Genomic DNA, 16,759 nt, shown 5'->3' with positions numbered 1-16,759 from the left:
CGAACGGACACCCCAAGATGAAGATCGCCCTGCTGGCGCTTTCCGCGCTTCTGGCCATGCCCGTGGCGGCCCAGGCCCAGGCCCAGAGCGGACCGGCGGCGGGAACCCTGCCCAACGGCTTCGACGCCCCGCGCGCGGCCCGGACGCCGGCCCAGGCCCCAGCCCCCGCCCCTGCCGCCCCTGCGGCGGATGCTGCGCGGGTCGAGGCGGCCGAGGCGGCCTTGCGCGCCACCATCACGGCCATCCAGTCGGGCACGCCCAACTACGACGCCATGACGGCCGATCTGGCGATGCGTATCCGCGCGCGCAGCGCCGACATTGTCACGGCCGTGCGCGGCTTCGGAGAGCTTCAGGCCGGGGCCCACGCCGGCAACGAGACCGGCGCCGAGATGTTCGCCGTGATGTTCGACAAGGCCCCGACCCAGTGGATGATCGCCCTGAACGAGGAGGGCAAGATCGCTGTCCTGCTGTTCCGCCAGGTCCCGTCCGAACCTGCCGAGACGCCCAGCGCGGAATGAGGCCAAATCGCCCGGCGAGGCCTTGGGTCTTGCTAGGCCGAGGTTTCCGCGCTGAAACCACCCAAAGCCAAGCCGGAGCCCTCCCAATGTCCGATCCGCGTTCCTCCAAGCCCGTCACCGCACACGCCGTCGTTGCGGCGTCCATCGCCGCCCTGCTGGTCGCGTCCATCCCCGGCGCAGCCGCAGCAGCGGGACCTGATGACGACGCGCGCCGCCTCAGCGCCAGGTGTTCGCCAGCCCGTTCGGCGAACCCTTTCTGGCGGGACCCACCGAACCCTATCCGGTGATCCAGTGGTTCGAGGGCGCCGACGCCGACCAAGACGGACGGCTGACCCCAGAGGAGTTCGCCGCCGATGGCCAGCGCTGGTTCGGGGTCGTCGATCAGAACGCCGATGGTGAAATCAGTCCCGCCGAAACCCGCGCCTACGAAGACGTGATCGCCCGGCTGTTCGCCGGCGTGACCCTGCCTGCCGTACCGGGCAGGCGTGGCGGATCGGGCCGCCCGGGTCGCAGGAGCGGCTTGCTGGGAGCTCTGTCCCTGGGCGGGGCGGGTCAGGAGGTTCCGATGAGCGATCCGGTCGATCGGACGCCGCGCCGCACCTATGCCCAGGCGGGCACGCCCCTGGCCATGGCGGGGCTGCTGAACGTGCCCCAGCCGGTCAAGACGGCCGACACCAACACCAACCAGCGCATCACGCAGCAGGAGTGGGCCGCCGTCACCCTGCGCTGGTTCGGCCTGCTCGACGCCAACCGCGACGGCGTTCTGACCCTGGCCGAACTGCCGGAAACCCAGTTGCAGGCCGCAGCCCACGACCAGCCTCGCGGTCGCCGCCGCTAGGTTCGCCTTTCAGTCAACGCCCGGCTTGCCGCGTCCGCTCTTGATGCCGGAGCGGTGCGATTTCGAGACCAGCCGGCGTTCCTTCGAGGCGCGGGTCGGGCGGGTCGGGACGCGGTAGGTCGGGGCGATCGCCGCCTCGTCGACCATGGCCTGAAGCCGCTCCATGGCGTCGGCGCGGTTGCGTTCCTGGGTCCGGTGGCGAACGGCGGTGATCAGGATGACGCCGTCCTGGGTCAGGCGGCTGCCGGCCAGCTTCATCAGCCGCGCCCTCTGGCCCTCCTTCAGCGACGGCGAGTTCAGGGCGTCGAAGCGCATCTGCACGGCGGTCGAGACCTTGTTGACGTTCTGGCCGCCCGGCCCGCCGGCGCGGAAGAAGCGGAACTCAAGCTCGCTTTCGGGGATGATCATTGCGGCGCCGGTCCTGGGGGCGTGGTCGCTGCGGCGATGGCCAGGGCCTTTTTGGCCCGCACCACGGCCTGATCCAGCGCCTGCAGGAAGTTGGAGCGATCGCGCGGGCCGAACGGCGGCGGGCCGGACGTGGCCACGCCCATGGAGCGCAGATGCTCGCCCACCATCCGTCCGGCCAGGGCCGAGCCGATGGAGTCCGGGGTGAAGGGCTGTCCGTTCGACTTCAGCGCCTGGGCGCCCGACTTCAGGCAACGGTCGGCCAGGGGGATGTCGGCGGTGATGACGATGTCGCCCGTGATGGCGCGCTCGGCGATCCAGTCGTCGGCGACGTCGGGGCCGGCGTCGACCACCACCTGCTCGATCCAGGTTTCGCGCGGCGTGTTGATCCAGGTGTTGGACACCACGAAGACGTGCAGGCCGTAGCGGGCGCCGACGCGATAGACTTCGTCCTTTACCGGGCAGGCGTCGGCATCGATGAAAAGGCGGGGCAGGGTCATGCCCCGCCCCATATCAGTTTCCGTAGGCGACCGGCATCCCGCCTGCGGCGCGTCCGCCGTTGCGGTAGCGATCGCGCAGCATCAACTGGCGGGTCTCCATCGGCTGTTCGACACCGTCGATGAAGACGGCCGAGGCCTGGCTGAGCGGCTCCAGCGGGTCGCCGGTCCAGATCACCACATCGGCGGCGGCGCCCGGCGTCAGCTCGCCCAGACGGCCGCCCGCGCCGAAGATCCGGGCCGGGTTGACGCTGAGGGCGGCGATGGCGGACTCATAGGGCAGGCCGTGCGAGACGGCGTTGCCAGCGTTGTAGCGGGCCTCGCGCGCCCGGTGGACGGAGCCCTCGGAGCCCTTGATGGCGATGACCACGCCCGCGGCGTTCAGGGCGGCGGCGTTCTCCATCCGCGCCGCGCGGGTCTCGAACGAGCCCGGCAGGTTGGTGATGGGATTGACCAGCACGGGCACGCCTGCCGAGGCGATGTCGGCGGCGACCAGCCAGCCCTCCTCGGCGCCGTCCAGGATCAGCCTGACGCCTTCTTCGCGCGCCAGACGCAGGACCTGGCGGATGTCGGAGGCGCGGTGGACGGTGACGATCAGGGGCATGGTCCCGTTGGCGACGGGGATCAGGGCCTCGAGGTCCGCGCGCGACAGGGAAAGGTCGCGCAGGGCCGCCCGATCATAGGCGGCCTTGTTGCGGGCATAGAGGCGGACCTCGGCCAGGGTCTCCCTGAACAGGGTGAACTCGGCCCCGCGCGCGCCGCCCGAGGCGACGGCCCCGGCCTCGCCGAAGGGCGCGACCATGGCCACGCGCGGGGTGACCAGGATGTCGCCGCCACCGCTGGCGAGCGAGATCACCGCCGCCTGACCGGCGAACAGGCCGGGCGACTGATAGCCGCCTGCGCCCGCGCCAGCGAAATTGTCGTCGCCGTCGTCCTGGTGGCTGTGCGCGCCGCCGCCTCCGCCCGCATGGGCCGGAACTACCACGGCGCGGGTGATGCCGCCCAGGCGCGCGACCGGCAAGGTGAAGGACCAGGGGTCCAGGCCGTAGGAAACGTCGAACGAGGCGCTGATCGTGTTGGCCCCGTTGGACAGGTCGTTGGAGCCCTTGACCGAGGAGACCTCGGAGCCCGCCAGGCCGGAATCGACCACGACGAAGCCGGGGGCGACGGTCTTGCCCGCCGCGTCGATGACTCGCGCGCCCGAGGGGGCGGCGGCGGATCCGACCGAGACGATCCGTCCGCCGCGCATGACGACCGTGCCGCTCTCGATGACCGAGGTCCCGGTCAGGATGCGGCCGCCGGTGATGGCGATGGTTTCTTGAGCCAGAGCCGGCGAGGAAAGAGCCAGGGCCGCGACGGCGGTGAGGATGACGGCGCGCATCAGCGAGCTCCCTGGCTGACGGAGGCGGCGCTCAGGCCATAGCCGGGCTGGCCCAGTTCGAAGTCGGAGGTCGGCTGATAGGCCGGGTCGAAGCGGTCGAAGGCCTTTCCGCCGTCGATGAAGACCTGATCGGCGCGGGCGTAGATGCTGAACGGATCGGCGGACCAGATCACCACGTCGGCGCGCTTGCCGGGCTCCAGCGAGCCGGTCTGGTCGGCGATGCCGATGGCGCGGGCGGCGTTGATGGTGAACCAGGCGACGGCGTGTTCCTCGGCGATGTCGAGGCCCGCAGCTCGCCCGGCGGCCAGGGCGGCGGCGGCCTCCTGGTTCAGGCGCTGGGTCAGTTCGGCGTCGTCGGAGTGGATGACCGCGCACGATCCCTCAGGCGCGTCGACCAGGGCGGCATTGGCCTCAATGGCGTCGAGCGCCTCCATCTTGAAGCCCCACCAGCCGGTCCACATGGCCGCGCAGATGCCCTCTGCGGCCAACTGGGGCGCGATCTTGTAGGCCTCGATGGCGTGGTGGAAGGTGGTGACCTTATAGCCGAACTCGCGGCCGATATCGATCATCATGGCCATCTCGTCGGCCCGGTAGCAGTGGTTCTGGATCAGGATAGACCCGTCCAGAACCCCGGCCAAGGTCTCGTTCTGAAGGTTGCGCGTCGGCGGCGAGCCCTCGCCTGTGTCGCGCCACTTGTCCCACTTCTCCTTGTATTCGCGCGCGGCGATGAAGGCGGCGCGGTAGCCGGCGACATTGCCCATGCCGGTGGCCGGCGACTGGTTGCGCGAGCCATAGACGCGGCTGGGGTTCTCGCCGCAGGCCATCTTCAGCGTGTAGGGGGCGCTCGGGAACTTCATCCCCTGCATGGTGATGGAGGGCACGTTGCGGATGGTCACGCCGCGCCCGCCGAACAGGTTGGCCGAGCCGGGCAGGATGCCCAGGGTGGTGACCCCGCCCGCGCGGGCGGTGTTGAAGCCGGGGTCCTGGGGCCACAGGGAATGCTCGGCCCAGACCTGTGCGGTGTTGGGGCTTGTCGCTTCGTTGCCGTCGCTCATCCCCATGACGCCGGGCGAGGGATAGACGCCGAGGTGGGAGTGGATGTCGATGACGCCGGGGGTGACGAAGCGACCGCGCGCGTCGATCACCTCATAACCGGCGGGGACCGCGGTGTCGGTGCCGCCGACGGCCTCGACCTTGCCGTCGGCCATCAGGACCACGCCGTTCTCGATCCTCAGGCCCGTGGCGGTGAAGACCGTGCCGCCGACGATCGCAGCGTTCCTGCGCGGCAAGGGCTGATAGGTCGAGGGGAAGGGATCGGGATTGGTCGAGGCGTCCAGGCCGATGGCCAGGGTGCGATTGGCGCCGCCGCTGGCGGGGCGGTCGGGCTTGGCGGGTTCGGCGCCGGTCGTGGCGCAGGCGGACAGGGCCAGGGCCCCGGCGGCGAGGCAGGCCAGGGCCGCCAGTCGCGAGATAGGAAGGCGAGACGCCTGTGGGGCGGAAACGGTCATGGGGCGCTTATGGCTGGGCGCCCGACGGCGCTGGATGGGGCGATTACAGGTCGGCGCGCTCGCCGCGTCAAAGCCGGAAACATTACGGATCGGTAAGGCGACGCTTCAGATCATCGTCGGTCATGCCCTCGATCAGGGCCATCTTGGTGCGGGACTGTCCCCCGCGCTGGATCGACAGGGCGGAGACGCGCAGGTCCAGGGTCTTGGCCAGCAGCTTCAGCAGGGCGGTATTGGCTTCGCCCTCCACCGGGCGGGCGCGCACGCGGGCCAGAAGCACCGCCCGGCCCTCGGCGTCCACTCCCCAACCGTCGATACGATCGGCGTATGCGTCGGGGGTGAGCTTGACGGCGAGTTTGGCGAATGCGCTCAGGCCGCTCGCGCCCTGTGATGCAACTTCAGCAGTTCATCAGACCGAAATGCAGCGGTCGCATAGGTCTTCCCGTCGGCGTCGATGAATTCGACCTCGTAGACGCCTTCGGCCAGCGCTGTGGTGATCGCCCCGACCTCGCCAGCGACGAGGTCGATATCGAGCCGATCAACCAGGGTCGCGACGGTATCAAGTTCCTGCAGCATCGGTCTTCAGCACCCAAGTGGTGGTCAATTCCGGCGCATCGCCATCGGCCCGGATGATCCAACCGCTGCGCACGATTGCGCGACGACCGCGAAAGTCTATCACGAAATCGATTCTGTAGCGCATGCCGTAGGCGTCGACGTCGCCCGGCTCGGCGTGACCGGTCGCTGCGGCCTCAAGCAGAGCATCGACCAGGACGTCGGCGTCTGCGCTTGTCAGGCCCAGGCTGGACTGGAACACCCTCGCCCTGGCCCTGCCCACCTCATGATCGAGCGATAAGCAGTATTCGACGATCTTGCGCCGGGCGATGACCGCATGATCACCGCCCGGCAGCTTCATCACTAACCCAGAGCGGCCATCAGCTCCGGCACGACGGTCTTGTAGTCGCCGACGATGCCGTAGTCCGCGACCTGGAAGATCGGGGCGTCAGCGTCCTTGTTGATGGCGACGATGACCTTGGAGTCCTTCATCCCGGCCAGGTGCTGGATGGCGCCCGAGATGCCGATGGCGATGTAGAGCTGGGGCGCGACGACCTTGCCGGTCTGGCCGACCTGGTAGTCGTTGGGCGCATAGCCCGCATCGACGGCGGCGCGCGAGGCGCCGACGGCGGCGCCCAGCTTGTCGGCCAGGGGGTCCATGACGGCGTGGAATTCCTCCGCCGAACCCAGGGCGCGACCGCCCGAGACGATGATCTTGGCGGCGCCCAGTTCGGGGCGGTCCGACTTGACCAGTTCCTCACCGATGAAGGACGCCTTGCCGGCGTCAACGGCCGAGACCGTTTCCACAGGTGCGGAGCCGCCTTCGCCAGCGGCGTCGAAGCCGGTCGGGCGCACGGTGATGACCTTCTTGGCGTCCGACGACTGCACGGTTTCCAGGGCGTTGCCGGCGTAGATGGGCCTAACGAAGGTATCGGCCGAGACGACCTCGACGATGTCCGAGATCGGGGCGACGTCCAGCTTGGCGGCGATGCGCGGCATGAAGTTCTTGCCGTCGTTGGTCGCGGGCGACAGGATCGCGTCGTAGCCCGAGGCCAGGCCCAGGACCGTGGCCTCGACCGACTCGGCCAGTTGGTGACCCAGGTCGGCGCTGTCGGCCAGAAGGACCTTGCGGACGCCGGCGATCTTGGCGGCCGAGTCAGCCGCAGCCTTGGCGCCGGAACCGACGACCAGAACATCGACGTCGCCGCCGATCTTAAGGGCTGCGGTCACGGTCTTGTTGGTGGTGTCGCGGACAGCCGAACCGTCGTGGTCGGCGATGACGAGAACGGCCATCTTACAGCGCTCCTGCGGTCTTGAGCTTGGAAACCAGTTCGGCGGCGTCGGCCACCTTGATCCCGGCGGAGCGGGTCGCGGGGGCCGTGACCTTGACCACCTTCAGGCGCGGCGAGGTATCGACGCCGTAGTCGGCGACCGCCTTCGTCGCGATCTCCTTCTTCTTGGCCTTCATGATGTTGGGCAGGCTGGCGTAGCGCGGGGTGTTGAGGCGCAGGTCCACGGTGACCACGGCGGGCAGGGCCGCAGCGATGGTCTGCAGGCCGCCGTCGACTTCACGAGTGACAGTGGCCTTGCCGCCGCCGATTTCGATCTTGGAGGCGAAGGTGGCTTGCGGCCAGTCCAGCAGGGCGGCCAGCATCTGGCCCACGGCGTTGTTGTCGCCGTCGATGGACTGCTTGCCCATCAGCACCAGGTCGGGCTTTTCCTCGGCGACGACGGCGGCCAGCAGCTTGGCGACGGCCAGGGGCTCCAGGTCGGCGTCGGACTGGATCAGGATGCCGCGGTCGGCGCCCATGGCCAGGGCCGTGCGGATGGTTTCCTGGGCCTGGGTCACGCCGATCGAGACGACGACGATCTCGGTCACCGTGCCGGCGGCGTGGTGTTCCTTGCCTTCCTTCAGGCGCACGGCCTCTTCGACGGCGATTTCGTCGAAGGGGTTCATGCTCATCTTGACGTTGGCGAGATCAACGCCGGTCTGGTCTGCCTTGACGCGGGCCTTGACGTTATAGTCGATCACCCGTTTGACGGGGACGAGTACCTTCATGGGAGTCCATCCATACCTTGGTCGAATTGTGCGGGCAGGGAATGGAACGGGCGGTCCCGCCTGTCAATGTAACGTAGCGTGATCTTGTGACCCGTCCGCTCAAAGAATTTGCCGAAAGACGCCGATGAACCGCTTCCTGACCATGCGCCGGCTGAGCCTGCTGTTCTTCGCCATCTTCGGCGTGCTGGTGGCCGGCACCCTTCTGGTCCAGCGCTTCTGGATCGCCCCGGCCGAGCGCTGCGAGAAGGGCGGCCAGTGGTGGTACGCCGAGGAGCGGCGCTGCGTCACGCCGATCTATCTGCCCAACATCACAAAGCGGGCGCCGGGCGTCAGCCGGGCCGAGGCCTCGAATGAACAGAATCGCGAACTGATCGAGATCGAGGCGCGGCTGAAGGCCGCCAAGGCCGCCCGCGACGCCGCCACCGAACGCGAACGCGCCGACTTCGCCGCCAAACAGGGGCGCTAGGCCCCGGCCTGTGCTAGGATCACCGACATGAGCGAACGCGACGACGACACAGCCCCGGTCGAAGATTCCATCGAGGGCGAAACCCCGATCCAGAGGGCTCTGCGCCTCAAGAAGGCCATCCTCGACGCCCGCCCCAAACCCCCGCGCGGCGGCCGCTTCCAACGCGAACAGGCGGCCCGGGTGGCGAGCGGCGCCTCACGGCCCTGGATGTCGAAATAGGGCTGAGGTCGAGAGCGGAGGTTGGAAACCGCAACCAGAGAAGCAGGCCGAAATATCGGCAGCCACCATCAGCTATCGGCAACTCGAGGGACGTATGGCCCCGGGGCCCACCTCTGGATCGCGGTTATATTGCGCTAATTTGGCGGGATCGATTTCGTAGCCTTGATCGCCAATCATGAGATTCTCCCTGAGCGGGAGCCCGCCGCTAGAAAATACTGGAATGCTCAGGGTGCCTGGCCAGCGGTCGAAGATTTGCCGCATGAGCCGGTCGCAAAACCGCTGGGCCAGCACGGGGTTCTCCCCGCGATTGAAGTAGATCCACACATGACCGTCATTCCACGAATCTGAGACACCGACCTCCTTGCCTTCGATCATGTCTCTTCTGGAACTCCGGCCAGTAACTGGATCAGGGCGCCAAATGGAGACACCAATAGTCATTCTACGATCGGGCCACATCTCGTTTTGGCTCTCTATGGCTTGCTCGCTCTCAACAGAAATCCCTAACCCCTCAGCCTTCGATTCGTTGTTCAAGATCGCTAGCAAATCTGCACGGTCAGCCACTGTAAGGGGCGGAATCTCAAACGCTGCGACAGTGCGGGCGCTTTCTGGCTGAGGAACAGGCTGGCAGGTCCATAAGCATCCAACGGGGAGGCTAATGCAGAGCAACAACGACACCACCAAGCGAAATGGAAACGCTGTCGAACCCCCACGCACCCGCCTGGGTCCCCAGCGCCGCGTGCCTGCCCAGATGAGCCAGGCGATCAGCAACCCACACCCAGTCGCGACGGCAACGAACCCAACCAAATGAGGTATCAGAAATATGATTTCAGAACCCACGGGCTAGCGCTCTCTCTTGCAGACTCCCAGAGTGGTTGTTGTCGTCGCATTTGTGACGACTGCCTAACCTTTTCGCTCGGCGGGAATGATCGGCTGACGTCCGCGACGGGTCGAGACCGGTCATAGGCACTGCGGCGGAAGCCGGCCCCTCATCTTTCGTCATCCTCCGGGGAGCGTAGCGAGACCGGGGGACCCAGCGGCGCCGAAGGCGATGTGTTCAACCCCGATGTGCGACGCCGGAGTCCGCGGCAGGGTCGCGCTCTCGCGCGCCGCTGGGTCCCCCGGTCTGCGCCGCGAAGACGCGGCTTGCCGGAGGATGACGAAAGAAAAGTTCGATGGTTCGCCAAGGCGAGCCGCGCCGCCTCTCCATCGGTCCGCAACGGGGAGGAGATGTCGTTCCGTCAGCGCGTCGCGCCGGGCTTCCATTTGACGTCGTCGGCGCCGTTGGCGTTGGCGCGGCGGGCGGCGACGAACAGGTGGTCGGACAGGCGGTTCAGGTAGCGGACGGCCTCGGCCGTGATCGGGGTTCCGGTCTCCATCAGGCGGATGGCGTCGCGCTCGGCGCGGCGGGCGACGGTGCGGGCCAGGTGCAGGTGGGCCGACAGGGCCGATCCGCCGGGCAGGATGAAACTGTCCAGCGCCTTCAGGCTCTCGTTCATCCAGTCGATCTCGGATTCCAGCCGGTCGATCTGGGACTGGACGATGCGCAGGGCCTCCCAGGCGGGCGGCGGGTCCAGCGGTGTGGCCAGGTCGGCGCCCAGGTCGAACAACTCGTTCTGGATGCGGCCCAGCATGGCGTCGATGCGGTCGTGCTGACCGGCGTGGAGCCGGGCCACGCCGATGACCGAGTTCAGCTCGTCCACCGCGCCATAGGCCTCGACCCTCAGGTCGGTCTTTGACACGCGTGCGCCCGAGGCCAGGCCGGTCGAGCCAGCGTCGCCGGTGCGGGTGTAGATCTTGTTCAGGACGACCATGGTGTTTTTCCGATCAGCCGGCGTGCGTGGATTTCCACCACAGGCCGAGCATCAGCAGAACCACGGCCGTCGCCTGAAGCGCCACGCGCAGCCGCATCAGCCGGTTGGAGTTGGACCGCGCGTATTCGCCGCCCCGGTACAGCGAATAGATGCCGAAGCCGAGGGTGACGCTGACAGCGGCGATGGCCAGCAGGATCAGCACGGTGAAGAGGTTTTCCATGAGCGGTTTCTACGCCGCGCGCGAACCGGGCGCCAGCGCGATGCCGTCGCAGACTTTGAGGCTGCAGTTGCGACGTAATCGCACACCCCCGTTGTAGCCTATATGCGAATGCTGTTGAGAGGCGCTCGCAATATCTCGCCGGGGCATACAGATCATGACTTTCTCGACTACCGCTGCACGTCGCGGCGCGCTGATGGCCGGTGCGGCAACGCCCGCCCTGATCCTGTCGCTGACGTTTGCGGGCGCCGCCTCTGCCCAGACTGCGGAGGTGGCGAGTGTCGCCGATGTCGTCGTCACCGCCGCCGGCTTCGAGCAGCGTATCGCCCAGGCGCCCGCCTCCATCAGCGTCATCGCCCGCGACGAGATCGAGGAGATCCGCGCCACCTCCATCGCCGAGATCCTGAACACGGTCGAAGGCGTCGATACGGGCGCGGCGGTCGGCAAGACGGGCGGCCAGACGATCAATATCCGTGGCCTGGGCTCGGACTACACCCTGGTCCTGATCGACGGCCGTCGCCAGAACACCTCGGGCAGCGTGACGCCGAACGGTTTCGGCGAGACCTCGACCAGCTTCCTGCCGCCCGTCAGCGCCATCGAGCGCGTCGAAGTCGTGCGCGGGCCGGTCGCGACCCTGTACGGATCGGACGCCATCGGCGGTGTGGTCAACATCATCACCCGCAAGGTCGGCGACGTCTGGTCCGGCTCGGTTTCGAGCAACTACACGCTGCAGGGCGACAGCGACTTCGGCGATTTCTGGGGCGCCAACGGCTATGCCTCGGGTCCGCTGGTGGCGGACCTGCTGGGCCTGGCGGTGCGCGGTTCCTATGCGGAGCGCGACCAGGCCAGCCTGACTTACAGGGACGTCAACGGCGACGAGGTCGATGTGACCGGGTTCGGCCGCAGCGCGACCTCGTATGAAATCTGGAACCTGGGCGCACGGCTGAACCTGACGCCGAGCCCCGACCACGACCTGTGGCTGGACGTCGATACCTCGAGCCAGTGGTACGACAACGCCGAGGGCCAGATGGGCACCAACACCACGGCGGGCGGATACGCCGACTTCCTGGAGTTCAATCGCGAACAGTATCTGCTGGCCCACAACTGGACCCTGCCCTTTGGCGCGCTGGAATCCACCCTGTCGCGCAACACCACCGAAACCCTGGGGCGGATCATCCCGGTCGGAGTTCCGGGCGCCGGCGGGCCGCGCCAGCTCGAGACCACCACCGACCTGTTCGAGACCAAGCTCTATTCCCAGTGGCGCAACCACACCTTCACGGTGGGCGGCCAGTATATCGACGCCGAGATGACCGACGGCGTCGCCACCGGCAACTTCACGTTCGAGCAGTGGGCCCTGTTCGTCGAGGACGAGTGGCGCTTCACGGATACGCTCGCCCTGACCCTGGGCGTGCGTTACGACGACCATTCCGACTTTGGCGATCAGGTCAGCCCGCGCGCCTATCTGGTGTGGAACGCCACCCCGGCCTGGACCCTGAAAGGCGGCATGAGCGCGGGCTACAAGACCCCGCGCCTGGAGCAGTTGACCCCCGGCATCAACGGCTTCGGTCGCCAGGGGACGTTGCCGCTGATCGGCACCCCGACCCTGACGCCTGAGACCAGCATCGCGTCCGAAGTCGGCGTCTATTTCGATAACGGCGGGCCGATCCGCGCCAACCTGACGCTGTTCCGTAACGACTTCGAGGACAAGATCGCCACCGGCGTGCCGATCGCCAACTGCACCTTCGGCCTGGACCAGGCCCAGTATGATGCGGGCGGCTATTCGACCACGGGCTGCGCCGACGTGGGTTTCTGGCCGGGCGTTCCCACCTTTGGCCAGAGCATCAATGTGGATGAGGTCCTGACCCAGGGCGTCGAGGCCGCCGGTCGCTGGCGCATCGCCGACGACTGGTCGCTGAGCGGCAACTATACCTACACCGAGACCGAGCAGAAGTCGGGCGCCCAGCAGGGCCTGCCCCTGTCCGACGCCCCGCCCGAGCACATGGTCAACGCCCAGCTGCGCTGGCAGGCGACCGACAGGCTGACGGCCTGGGTGCGGGGCGAATACCGCAGCGAGCGCTATCGCGGCGACGCGGCGATCCGCGCGGCTGTCGGCGACTACGAGGCCTACAGCCTGTTCCACCTGGGCGGCGCCTATGACGTGTCGGACCGGGTGACGGTCAATGCGACGATCTACAACCTGTTCGACCAGGACTTCGTGCGGCTGGTCCCCTACGGCGCGCCGGTCGCCTACACGCCGGAATACGCCAACAACCAGGAGCCCCGTCGCCTGTACGTCTCGGTGACGGCGACCTTCTAGGGTCTTTGATCCAGGCGGCGTCGTTCGTCGAACGGCGTCGTCAATGCCTTGGAAACCAAGTCCGGAGCGGCTTGGTCAACCTTTCGTCCGTACGGTAGCGCTTCCTTATTCAGGCGACGCATGACCGACCGCACGATCCGCAATCTGGCCAACCTGAGCGGCTCGGCCTCGACCGCACGGGTGCTGAACCTGTCGCGGGTCCATCGTGAGCATGGTCATACCGAGGCCTGGGCCGAGGCCCCCATGTTCATCAATCCGGTGCTGAATCGCTCCCTTATCGTCAAGCATCGGCTGCGGCGCGACGAGATCGACCGTTTCCGCCTGCGCCGCTATGTGGCGACCAAGATCATCCTGCCGATCGACGCCGGGGACCTGAGGGTCGGCGGGCGCTACCTGTTCATCGGCGAGAACGGCTTCGAACAGTCGATGACGCAAGCCTTCGGGGTGTCGTCCGATCATCCCGACATGCACACCTTGAAGATCATGGACCGTCTGCCGGGCCTCGATCCCTTCCTGTTGCGCGAACAGCTGCGGCGCAACGGCGTCGAGCCCGGCGCCTGCTATTTCAATCTCAGCGAGGCCGACCTGCAGGCCATGTTCGCCTTCGTGGGCGCCGAGATCAGCCCCCTGGTCGACCTGTGCATGGACGCGGAATCCGACCTTGCCGCCGATAATCCCGTCTCGGTGCTGACCGGCAAGATCCTGTCGAACTCGGCGGGCGACGACCTGAGCGCTCTGGGGATGACGCTGCGGCTCAAGCCCGAGGAGTACGAGGAGGGCATCTTCTGCTGGAAGGGCTTCCTCTATTACAAATGGGTGCTGCGCGACGTGATCGGCGATGTCGGCGGGGTGGTCGAGGCCGTGCGCCGCTGCAAGCCCTTGGGCCGTCCGACCAGCCAGCAGCACGTCGAGCTGGGGCGAGCGCGTGAGGCGGTCAAGAACCGCATCCTGGCGACCTGCGAGACCACGGCCGGGATGCTCAGGGTCTATGACGACGCCTTCAGGGGCTTGACCGAGGATGGCCAGCCGACCGGTTTCCGCGACTTCCTGCGCGACGCCCCCCACCTGTTCGCGCGGTTGGGCGAGCGGCTGGGCGCGGTCCAGCATATCGTCAGCTTCTGGAAATACCGGATGGGGCCGGACAAGCCCCTGCCCACTGCCGAGGAACTGATCGACCTTCTGGCCGATTTCGAGATCAGCCTGACCGGCCGCGACGAGGACGTCGGCGGGCTCGCTCTGGCGGCGTGACCTGATCCTTCCCCATCAGGACGGGACAGTCTTGGCGGTGTAGCGGACTGACCCGGATCCCCTGTCAAAATGAAAAAAGGCCCGCGATGCGATCGCGGGCCTTTTCTGTTTGCCGAGGCCAGGTTTGGGGCTGCCCCCTCTGTCGCGCCTCGAACATGCGCCGTGACGCCTCCCCCAATGGGGGAGGTTGCGGCCTAGTAGCGGTAGTGCTCGGGCTTGAACGGGCCTTCGGTCGAGACCGAGATGTAGTCGGCCTGTTCCGGGGTCAGCTTGGTCAGCTTGGCGCCGAGCTTGGCCAGGTGGAGCATGGCGACCTTTTCGTCGAGGTGCTTGGGCAGGGTGTAGACCTGGTTCTCGTAGGACTTGATGTTGGTCCACAGTTCGATCTGGGCCAGGGTCTGGTTGGTGAAGGAGGCCGACATCACGAACGAGGGGTGACCCGTGGCGTTGCCCAGGTTCACCAGACGGCCTTCCGACAGCAGGATGATCTTCTTGCCGTCCGGGAACTCGATGTGGTGGACCTGCGGCTTGATCTCGTCCCACTTGAAGTTCTTCAGGCCGGCGACCTGAATCTCGCTATCGAAGTGACCGATGTTGCAGACGATGGCGTTGTTGCGCATGGCGCGCATATGCTCGACGCGGATGACGTCCTTGTTGCCCGTCGTGGTGACGAAGATGTCGGCCTTGTCGGCGACGTCTTCCAGGGTCTGGACGTCATAGCCTTCCATCGCCGCCTGCAGGGCGCAGATGGGGTCGATCTCGGTGACGATGACGCGGGCGCCGCCGTTGCGCAGCGAAGCGGCTGAGCCCTTGCCCACGTCGCCATAGCCGCAGACGACCGCGACCTTGCCCGACAGCATGACGTCGGTGCCGCGACGGATGGCGTCGACCAGGCTCTCACGGCAGCCGTAGAGGTTGTCGAACTTGGACTTGGTGACGCTGTCGTTGACGTTGATGGCGGGGAAGGGGAGGTCGCCCTTCTTGGCCATTTCGTACAGGCGGTGAACGCCCGTGGTGGTTTCTTCCGACACGCCGCCGATGGCGTCGCGGATGGCCGAATAGAAGCCGGGCTTCTCGGCGATGTAGCGCTTCATCACCTTGTAGAGGGCTTCCTCTTCTTCGTTCTGCGGGTTGTCCAGCAGCGTGATGTCCTTCTCGGCCTTGGGGCCAAGCACGCACAGCAGGGTCGCGTCGCCGCCGTCGTCGAGGATCAGGTTGGGATAGCCGCCGTCCGACCATTCGAAGATCTTGTGGGCATAGTCCCAGTATTCTTCCAGCGTCTCGCCCTTCAAGGCGAAGACGGGCGTGCCGTTGGCGGCGATGGCGGCGGCGGCGTGGTCCTGGGTCGAGAAGATGTTGCACGAGGCCCAGCGCACGTCGGCGCCCAGGGCTTCCAGCGTCTGGATCAGCACAGCCGTCTGGATCGTCATGTGCAGCGAGCCGGCGATGCGGGCGCCCTTGAGGATCTGTTGCGCGCCGAACTCTTCACGCAGAGCCATCAGGCCCGGCATTTCGGTCTCGGCGATGGCGATTTCCTTGTTGCCGAACGGGGCAAGCGAGATGTCGCGGACGATATAGTCGACCATGGTGGGCGCTCCTGGGAGAAGGGGGTAGGGCGTCGGCGCATGGCCGGTTCGCGGAGTGGCGGTTGCGGGTCTATAGCCCGACCAGCGATCAAGGGCAAGAAACCCATAAGGATATCCTTATATCTCTTCTGGCCCCGGCCATGCGCGCCGCCTTGCCAAGGATGGGCTTAGAGCGCTTCATCCGCTCAGGGAGGATCAAGACCGAATGGTCACACGCCGTACGCTGATGGTCGCCGCCGCCGCGATAGCCGCCGCGCCCTGTCCGGCGTTCGCGCGACAGGTGTCGTTCGACTCCTTGGGTTCGCATCGGGGTCGCGCCACCGTGCCGGTCCGATTGAACGGGCAGGGACCGTTCACCTTCATGGTGGACACGGCCGCCAACGCCTCGGTGATCGCCGACGACCTGGTCGCGCCACTGCGGCTCGAGCTCCTGGGCAACATCGGAATGCACACCCTGATCGGACGTGAGATCGTCCCGGCGGTGCGGGCGAACCATATGCAGAGCGGCACGCTCGACGCGCCAGACGTGAGGCTCGCCGTGGGGCAACGGCTGGCCATGGGCGGACTGGACGGGCTGCTGGGCTGCGACCTGCTGGTGGGGCGCAAGATCATTCTGAATTTCCAGGGCAGTCAGCGCGTCCGCATCGCGCGGTCCGCCGCCCCGGCCAGAGGGTTTCATGGCGGCGTGACGCCCGGCATTCCTCTGGTCGTGACCGGCGAGCGGCGGTTCGGCAACCTGCTGATCGTCCCCGCCCGGATCAACCGCATCTCGGCCATGGCCATCATCGATTCCGGCGCCGAGGGCACGATCCTGAACCGCGCCGCAGCCCTGGCTGGCAACGCCACGCCGCTGCTGCCCCGCGACGGGCAGGACCTCCGCCGCATCCAGAGCCCGACCGGCGAGGTGACCACCGGCCAGGCCATGCTGCTGCCGTCGATGAATTTCGCCGGCATCGGTTTGCGCAACCTGCCGGTCGCCGTGGGCGACTTCCACAGTTTCCGCTTCTGGGGACTGGAAGACGAGCCGGCCATGCTGATCGGGCTCGACATCCTGAGGATGTTCAAATCGGTGCATATCGACCTGGGTCGCAACGAGTTGATGCTGCACGTCTGAAATCTGGCGTCGAACCCCGATCCGGG

Annotated in this window: 20 protein-coding genes; 7 read left to right on the top strand and 13 right to left on the bottom strand. The window is 67.1% G+C overall.

Annotated features, from left to right (window positions below):
- Positions 1 to 17: 17 nt before the first annotated feature.
- Both ACO05L_RS00205 and ACO05L_RS00200 read left to right on the top strand, forming a co-directional pair.
- The gene (locus ACO05L_RS00205) at positions 18 to 518 is read left to right on the top strand and encodes a hypothetical protein (protein WP_421730169.1); all 501 of its coding nucleotides are present in this window, start codon (positions 18 to 20) and stop codon (positions 516 to 518) included.
- A 226-nt stretch (positions 519 to 744) separates the two neighbouring features.
- Positions 745 to 1,356, top strand: coding sequence for a hypothetical protein (locus ACO05L_RS00200; protein ID WP_421730168.1), 612 nt, complete (start codon positions 745 to 747; stop codon positions 1,354 to 1,356).
- 9 nt (positions 1,357 to 1,365) lie between these two features.
- Here ACO05L_RS00200 and arfB read toward each other — a convergent pair whose 3' ends face one another.
- The 9 genes from arfB to ACO05L_RS00155 all read right to left on the bottom strand — a co-directional run bounded on the left by arfB (position 1,366) and on the right by ACO05L_RS00155 (position 7,755).
- Complete coding sequence (gene arfB / locus ACO05L_RS00195; protein ID WP_421730167.1) at positions 1,366 to 1,764, bottom strand: alternative ribosome rescue aminoacyl-tRNA hydrolase ArfB; 399 nt, start codon at positions 1,762 to 1,764, stop codon at positions 1,366 to 1,368.
- The gene (locus ACO05L_RS00190) at positions 1,761 to 2,261 is read right to left on the bottom strand and encodes a YaiI/YqxD family protein (protein ID WP_421730166.1); all 501 of its coding nucleotides are present in this window, start codon (positions 2,259 to 2,261) and stop codon (positions 1,761 to 1,763) included. The genes arfB and ACO05L_RS00190 overlap by 4 nt, the downstream gene beginning before the upstream one ends.
- Positions 2,262 to 2,274: 13 nt before the next feature.
- On the bottom strand, positions 2,275 to 3,639 hold the full coding sequence (locus tag ACO05L_RS00185; protein ID WP_421730165.1) for an amidohydrolase family protein: 1,365 nt from the start codon (positions 3,637 to 3,639) through the stop codon (positions 2,275 to 2,277).
- Positions 3,639 to 5,147, bottom strand: a complete 1,509-nt coding sequence (locus tag ACO05L_RS00180; RefSeq protein ID WP_421730164.1) for an amidohydrolase — start codon at positions 5,145 to 5,147, stop codon at positions 3,639 to 3,641. The genes ACO05L_RS00185 and ACO05L_RS00180 overlap by 1 nt, the downstream gene beginning before the upstream one ends.
- 82 nt (positions 5,148 to 5,229) lie before the next feature.
- The gene (locus tag ACO05L_RS00175) at positions 5,230 to 5,445 is read right to left on the bottom strand and encodes a DUF167 family protein (protein WP_421730163.1); all 216 of its coding nucleotides are present in this window, start codon (positions 5,443 to 5,445) and stop codon (positions 5,230 to 5,232) included.
- A gap of 68 nt (positions 5,446 to 5,513) precedes the next feature.
- Complete coding sequence (locus ACO05L_RS00170) at positions 5,514 to 5,720, bottom strand: DUF4926 domain-containing protein (RefSeq protein ID WP_421730162.1); 207 nt, start codon at positions 5,718 to 5,720, stop codon at positions 5,514 to 5,516.
- A complete protein-coding gene (locus tag ACO05L_RS00165; RefSeq protein ID WP_421730161.1) occupies positions 5,704 to 6,057 on the bottom strand; it encodes a DUF6883 domain-containing protein in 354 nt (117 codons plus the stop codon). The genes ACO05L_RS00170 and ACO05L_RS00165 overlap by 17 nt, the downstream gene beginning before the upstream one ends.
- Before the next feature lie 2 nt (positions 6,058 to 6,059).
- Positions 6,060 to 6,989 carry an electron transfer flavoprotein subunit alpha/FixB family protein gene (locus ACO05L_RS00160; protein WP_421730160.1) on the bottom strand — a complete coding sequence of 310 codons (930 nt, stop codon included), beginning with the start codon at positions 6,987 to 6,989 and terminating at the stop codon, positions 6,060 to 6,062.
- A 1-nt stretch (position 6,990) separates the two neighbouring features.
- Positions 6,991 to 7,755 carry an electron transfer flavoprotein subunit beta/FixA family protein gene (locus ACO05L_RS00155; protein WP_421730159.1) on the bottom strand — a complete coding sequence of 255 codons (765 nt, stop codon included), beginning with the start codon at positions 7,753 to 7,755 and terminating at the stop codon, positions 6,991 to 6,993.
- Between the two features lie 124 nt (positions 7,756 to 7,879).
- Here ACO05L_RS00155 and ACO05L_RS00150 point away from each other — a divergent pair, with 124 nt between their 5' ends.
- Together ACO05L_RS00150 and ACO05L_RS00145 are read left to right on the top strand one after the other, a co-directional pair.
- A complete protein-coding gene (locus tag ACO05L_RS00150) occupies positions 7,880 to 8,221 on the top strand; it encodes a hypothetical protein (protein ID WP_421730158.1) in 342 nt (113 codons plus the stop codon).
- 27 nt (positions 8,222 to 8,248) lie between these two features.
- Entirely contained in the window at positions 8,249 to 8,440 is a 192-nt protein-coding gene (locus ACO05L_RS00145) for a hypothetical protein (protein ID WP_421730157.1), read from the top strand.
- 72 nt (positions 8,441 to 8,512) lie between these two features.
- On the opposite strand, the gene ACO05L_RS00140 is transcribed toward ACO05L_RS00145, so the two are convergent.
- The 3 genes from ACO05L_RS00140 to ACO05L_RS00130 form a co-directional block, all read right to left on the bottom strand.
- Positions 8,513 to 8,815: a hypothetical protein gene (locus tag ACO05L_RS00140; protein WP_421730156.1), complete on the bottom strand. Its 303-nt coding sequence runs from the start codon at positions 8,813 to 8,815 to the stop codon at positions 8,513 to 8,515.
- A gap of 863 nt (positions 8,816 to 9,678) precedes the next feature.
- Positions 9,679 to 10,251 carry a cob(I)yrinic acid a,c-diamide adenosyltransferase gene (locus ACO05L_RS00135; RefSeq protein WP_421730155.1) on the bottom strand — a complete coding sequence of 191 codons (573 nt, stop codon included), beginning with the start codon at positions 10,249 to 10,251 and terminating at the stop codon, positions 9,679 to 9,681.
- 13 nt (positions 10,252 to 10,264) lie between these two features.
- Entirely contained in the window at positions 10,265 to 10,471 is a 207-nt protein-coding gene (locus ACO05L_RS00130; protein WP_421730154.1) for a twin transmembrane helix small protein, read from the bottom strand.
- 154 nt (positions 10,472 to 10,625) lie between these two features.
- Here ACO05L_RS00130 and ACO05L_RS00125 point away from each other — a divergent pair, with 154 nt between their 5' ends.
- Positions 10,626 to 12,785 (top strand): TonB-dependent receptor domain-containing protein, encoded by a 2,160-nt coding sequence (locus ACO05L_RS00125; protein WP_421730153.1) that lies wholly within the window; start codon positions 10,626 to 10,628, stop codon positions 12,783 to 12,785.
- A gap of 120 nt (positions 12,786 to 12,905) precedes the next feature.
- The gene (locus ACO05L_RS00120; RefSeq protein ID WP_421730152.1) at positions 12,906 to 14,033 is read left to right on the top strand and encodes a hypothetical protein; all 1,128 of its coding nucleotides are present in this window, start codon (positions 12,906 to 12,908) and stop codon (positions 14,031 to 14,033) included.
- A 194-nt stretch (positions 14,034 to 14,227) separates the two neighbouring features.
- Here ACO05L_RS00120 and ahcY read toward each other — a convergent pair whose 3' ends face one another.
- Positions 14,228 to 15,619: an adenosylhomocysteinase gene (gene ahcY, locus ACO05L_RS00115; protein WP_421730151.1), complete on the bottom strand. Its 1,392-nt coding sequence runs from the start codon at positions 15,617 to 15,619 to the stop codon at positions 14,228 to 14,230.
- Between the two features lie 205 nt (positions 15,620 to 15,824).
- Between ahcY and ACO05L_RS00110 the strand changes: the two genes are divergently transcribed.
- Positions 15,825 to 16,733 carry an aspartyl protease family protein gene (locus tag ACO05L_RS00110; RefSeq protein ID WP_421730150.1) on the top strand — a complete coding sequence of 303 codons (909 nt, stop codon included), beginning with the start codon at positions 15,825 to 15,827 and terminating at the stop codon, positions 16,731 to 16,733.
- Positions 16,734 to 16,759 lie beyond the last annotated feature (26 nt).

This window comes from Brevundimonas sp. (genome assembly GCF_965227765.1).
Classification (GTDB): domain Bacteria; phylum Pseudomonadota; class Alphaproteobacteria; order Caulobacterales; family Caulobacteraceae; genus Brevundimonas.
The sequence above is the reverse complement of the archived record's forward strand: the minus strand, read 5'-3'. Positions and strand labels throughout refer to the sequence as shown.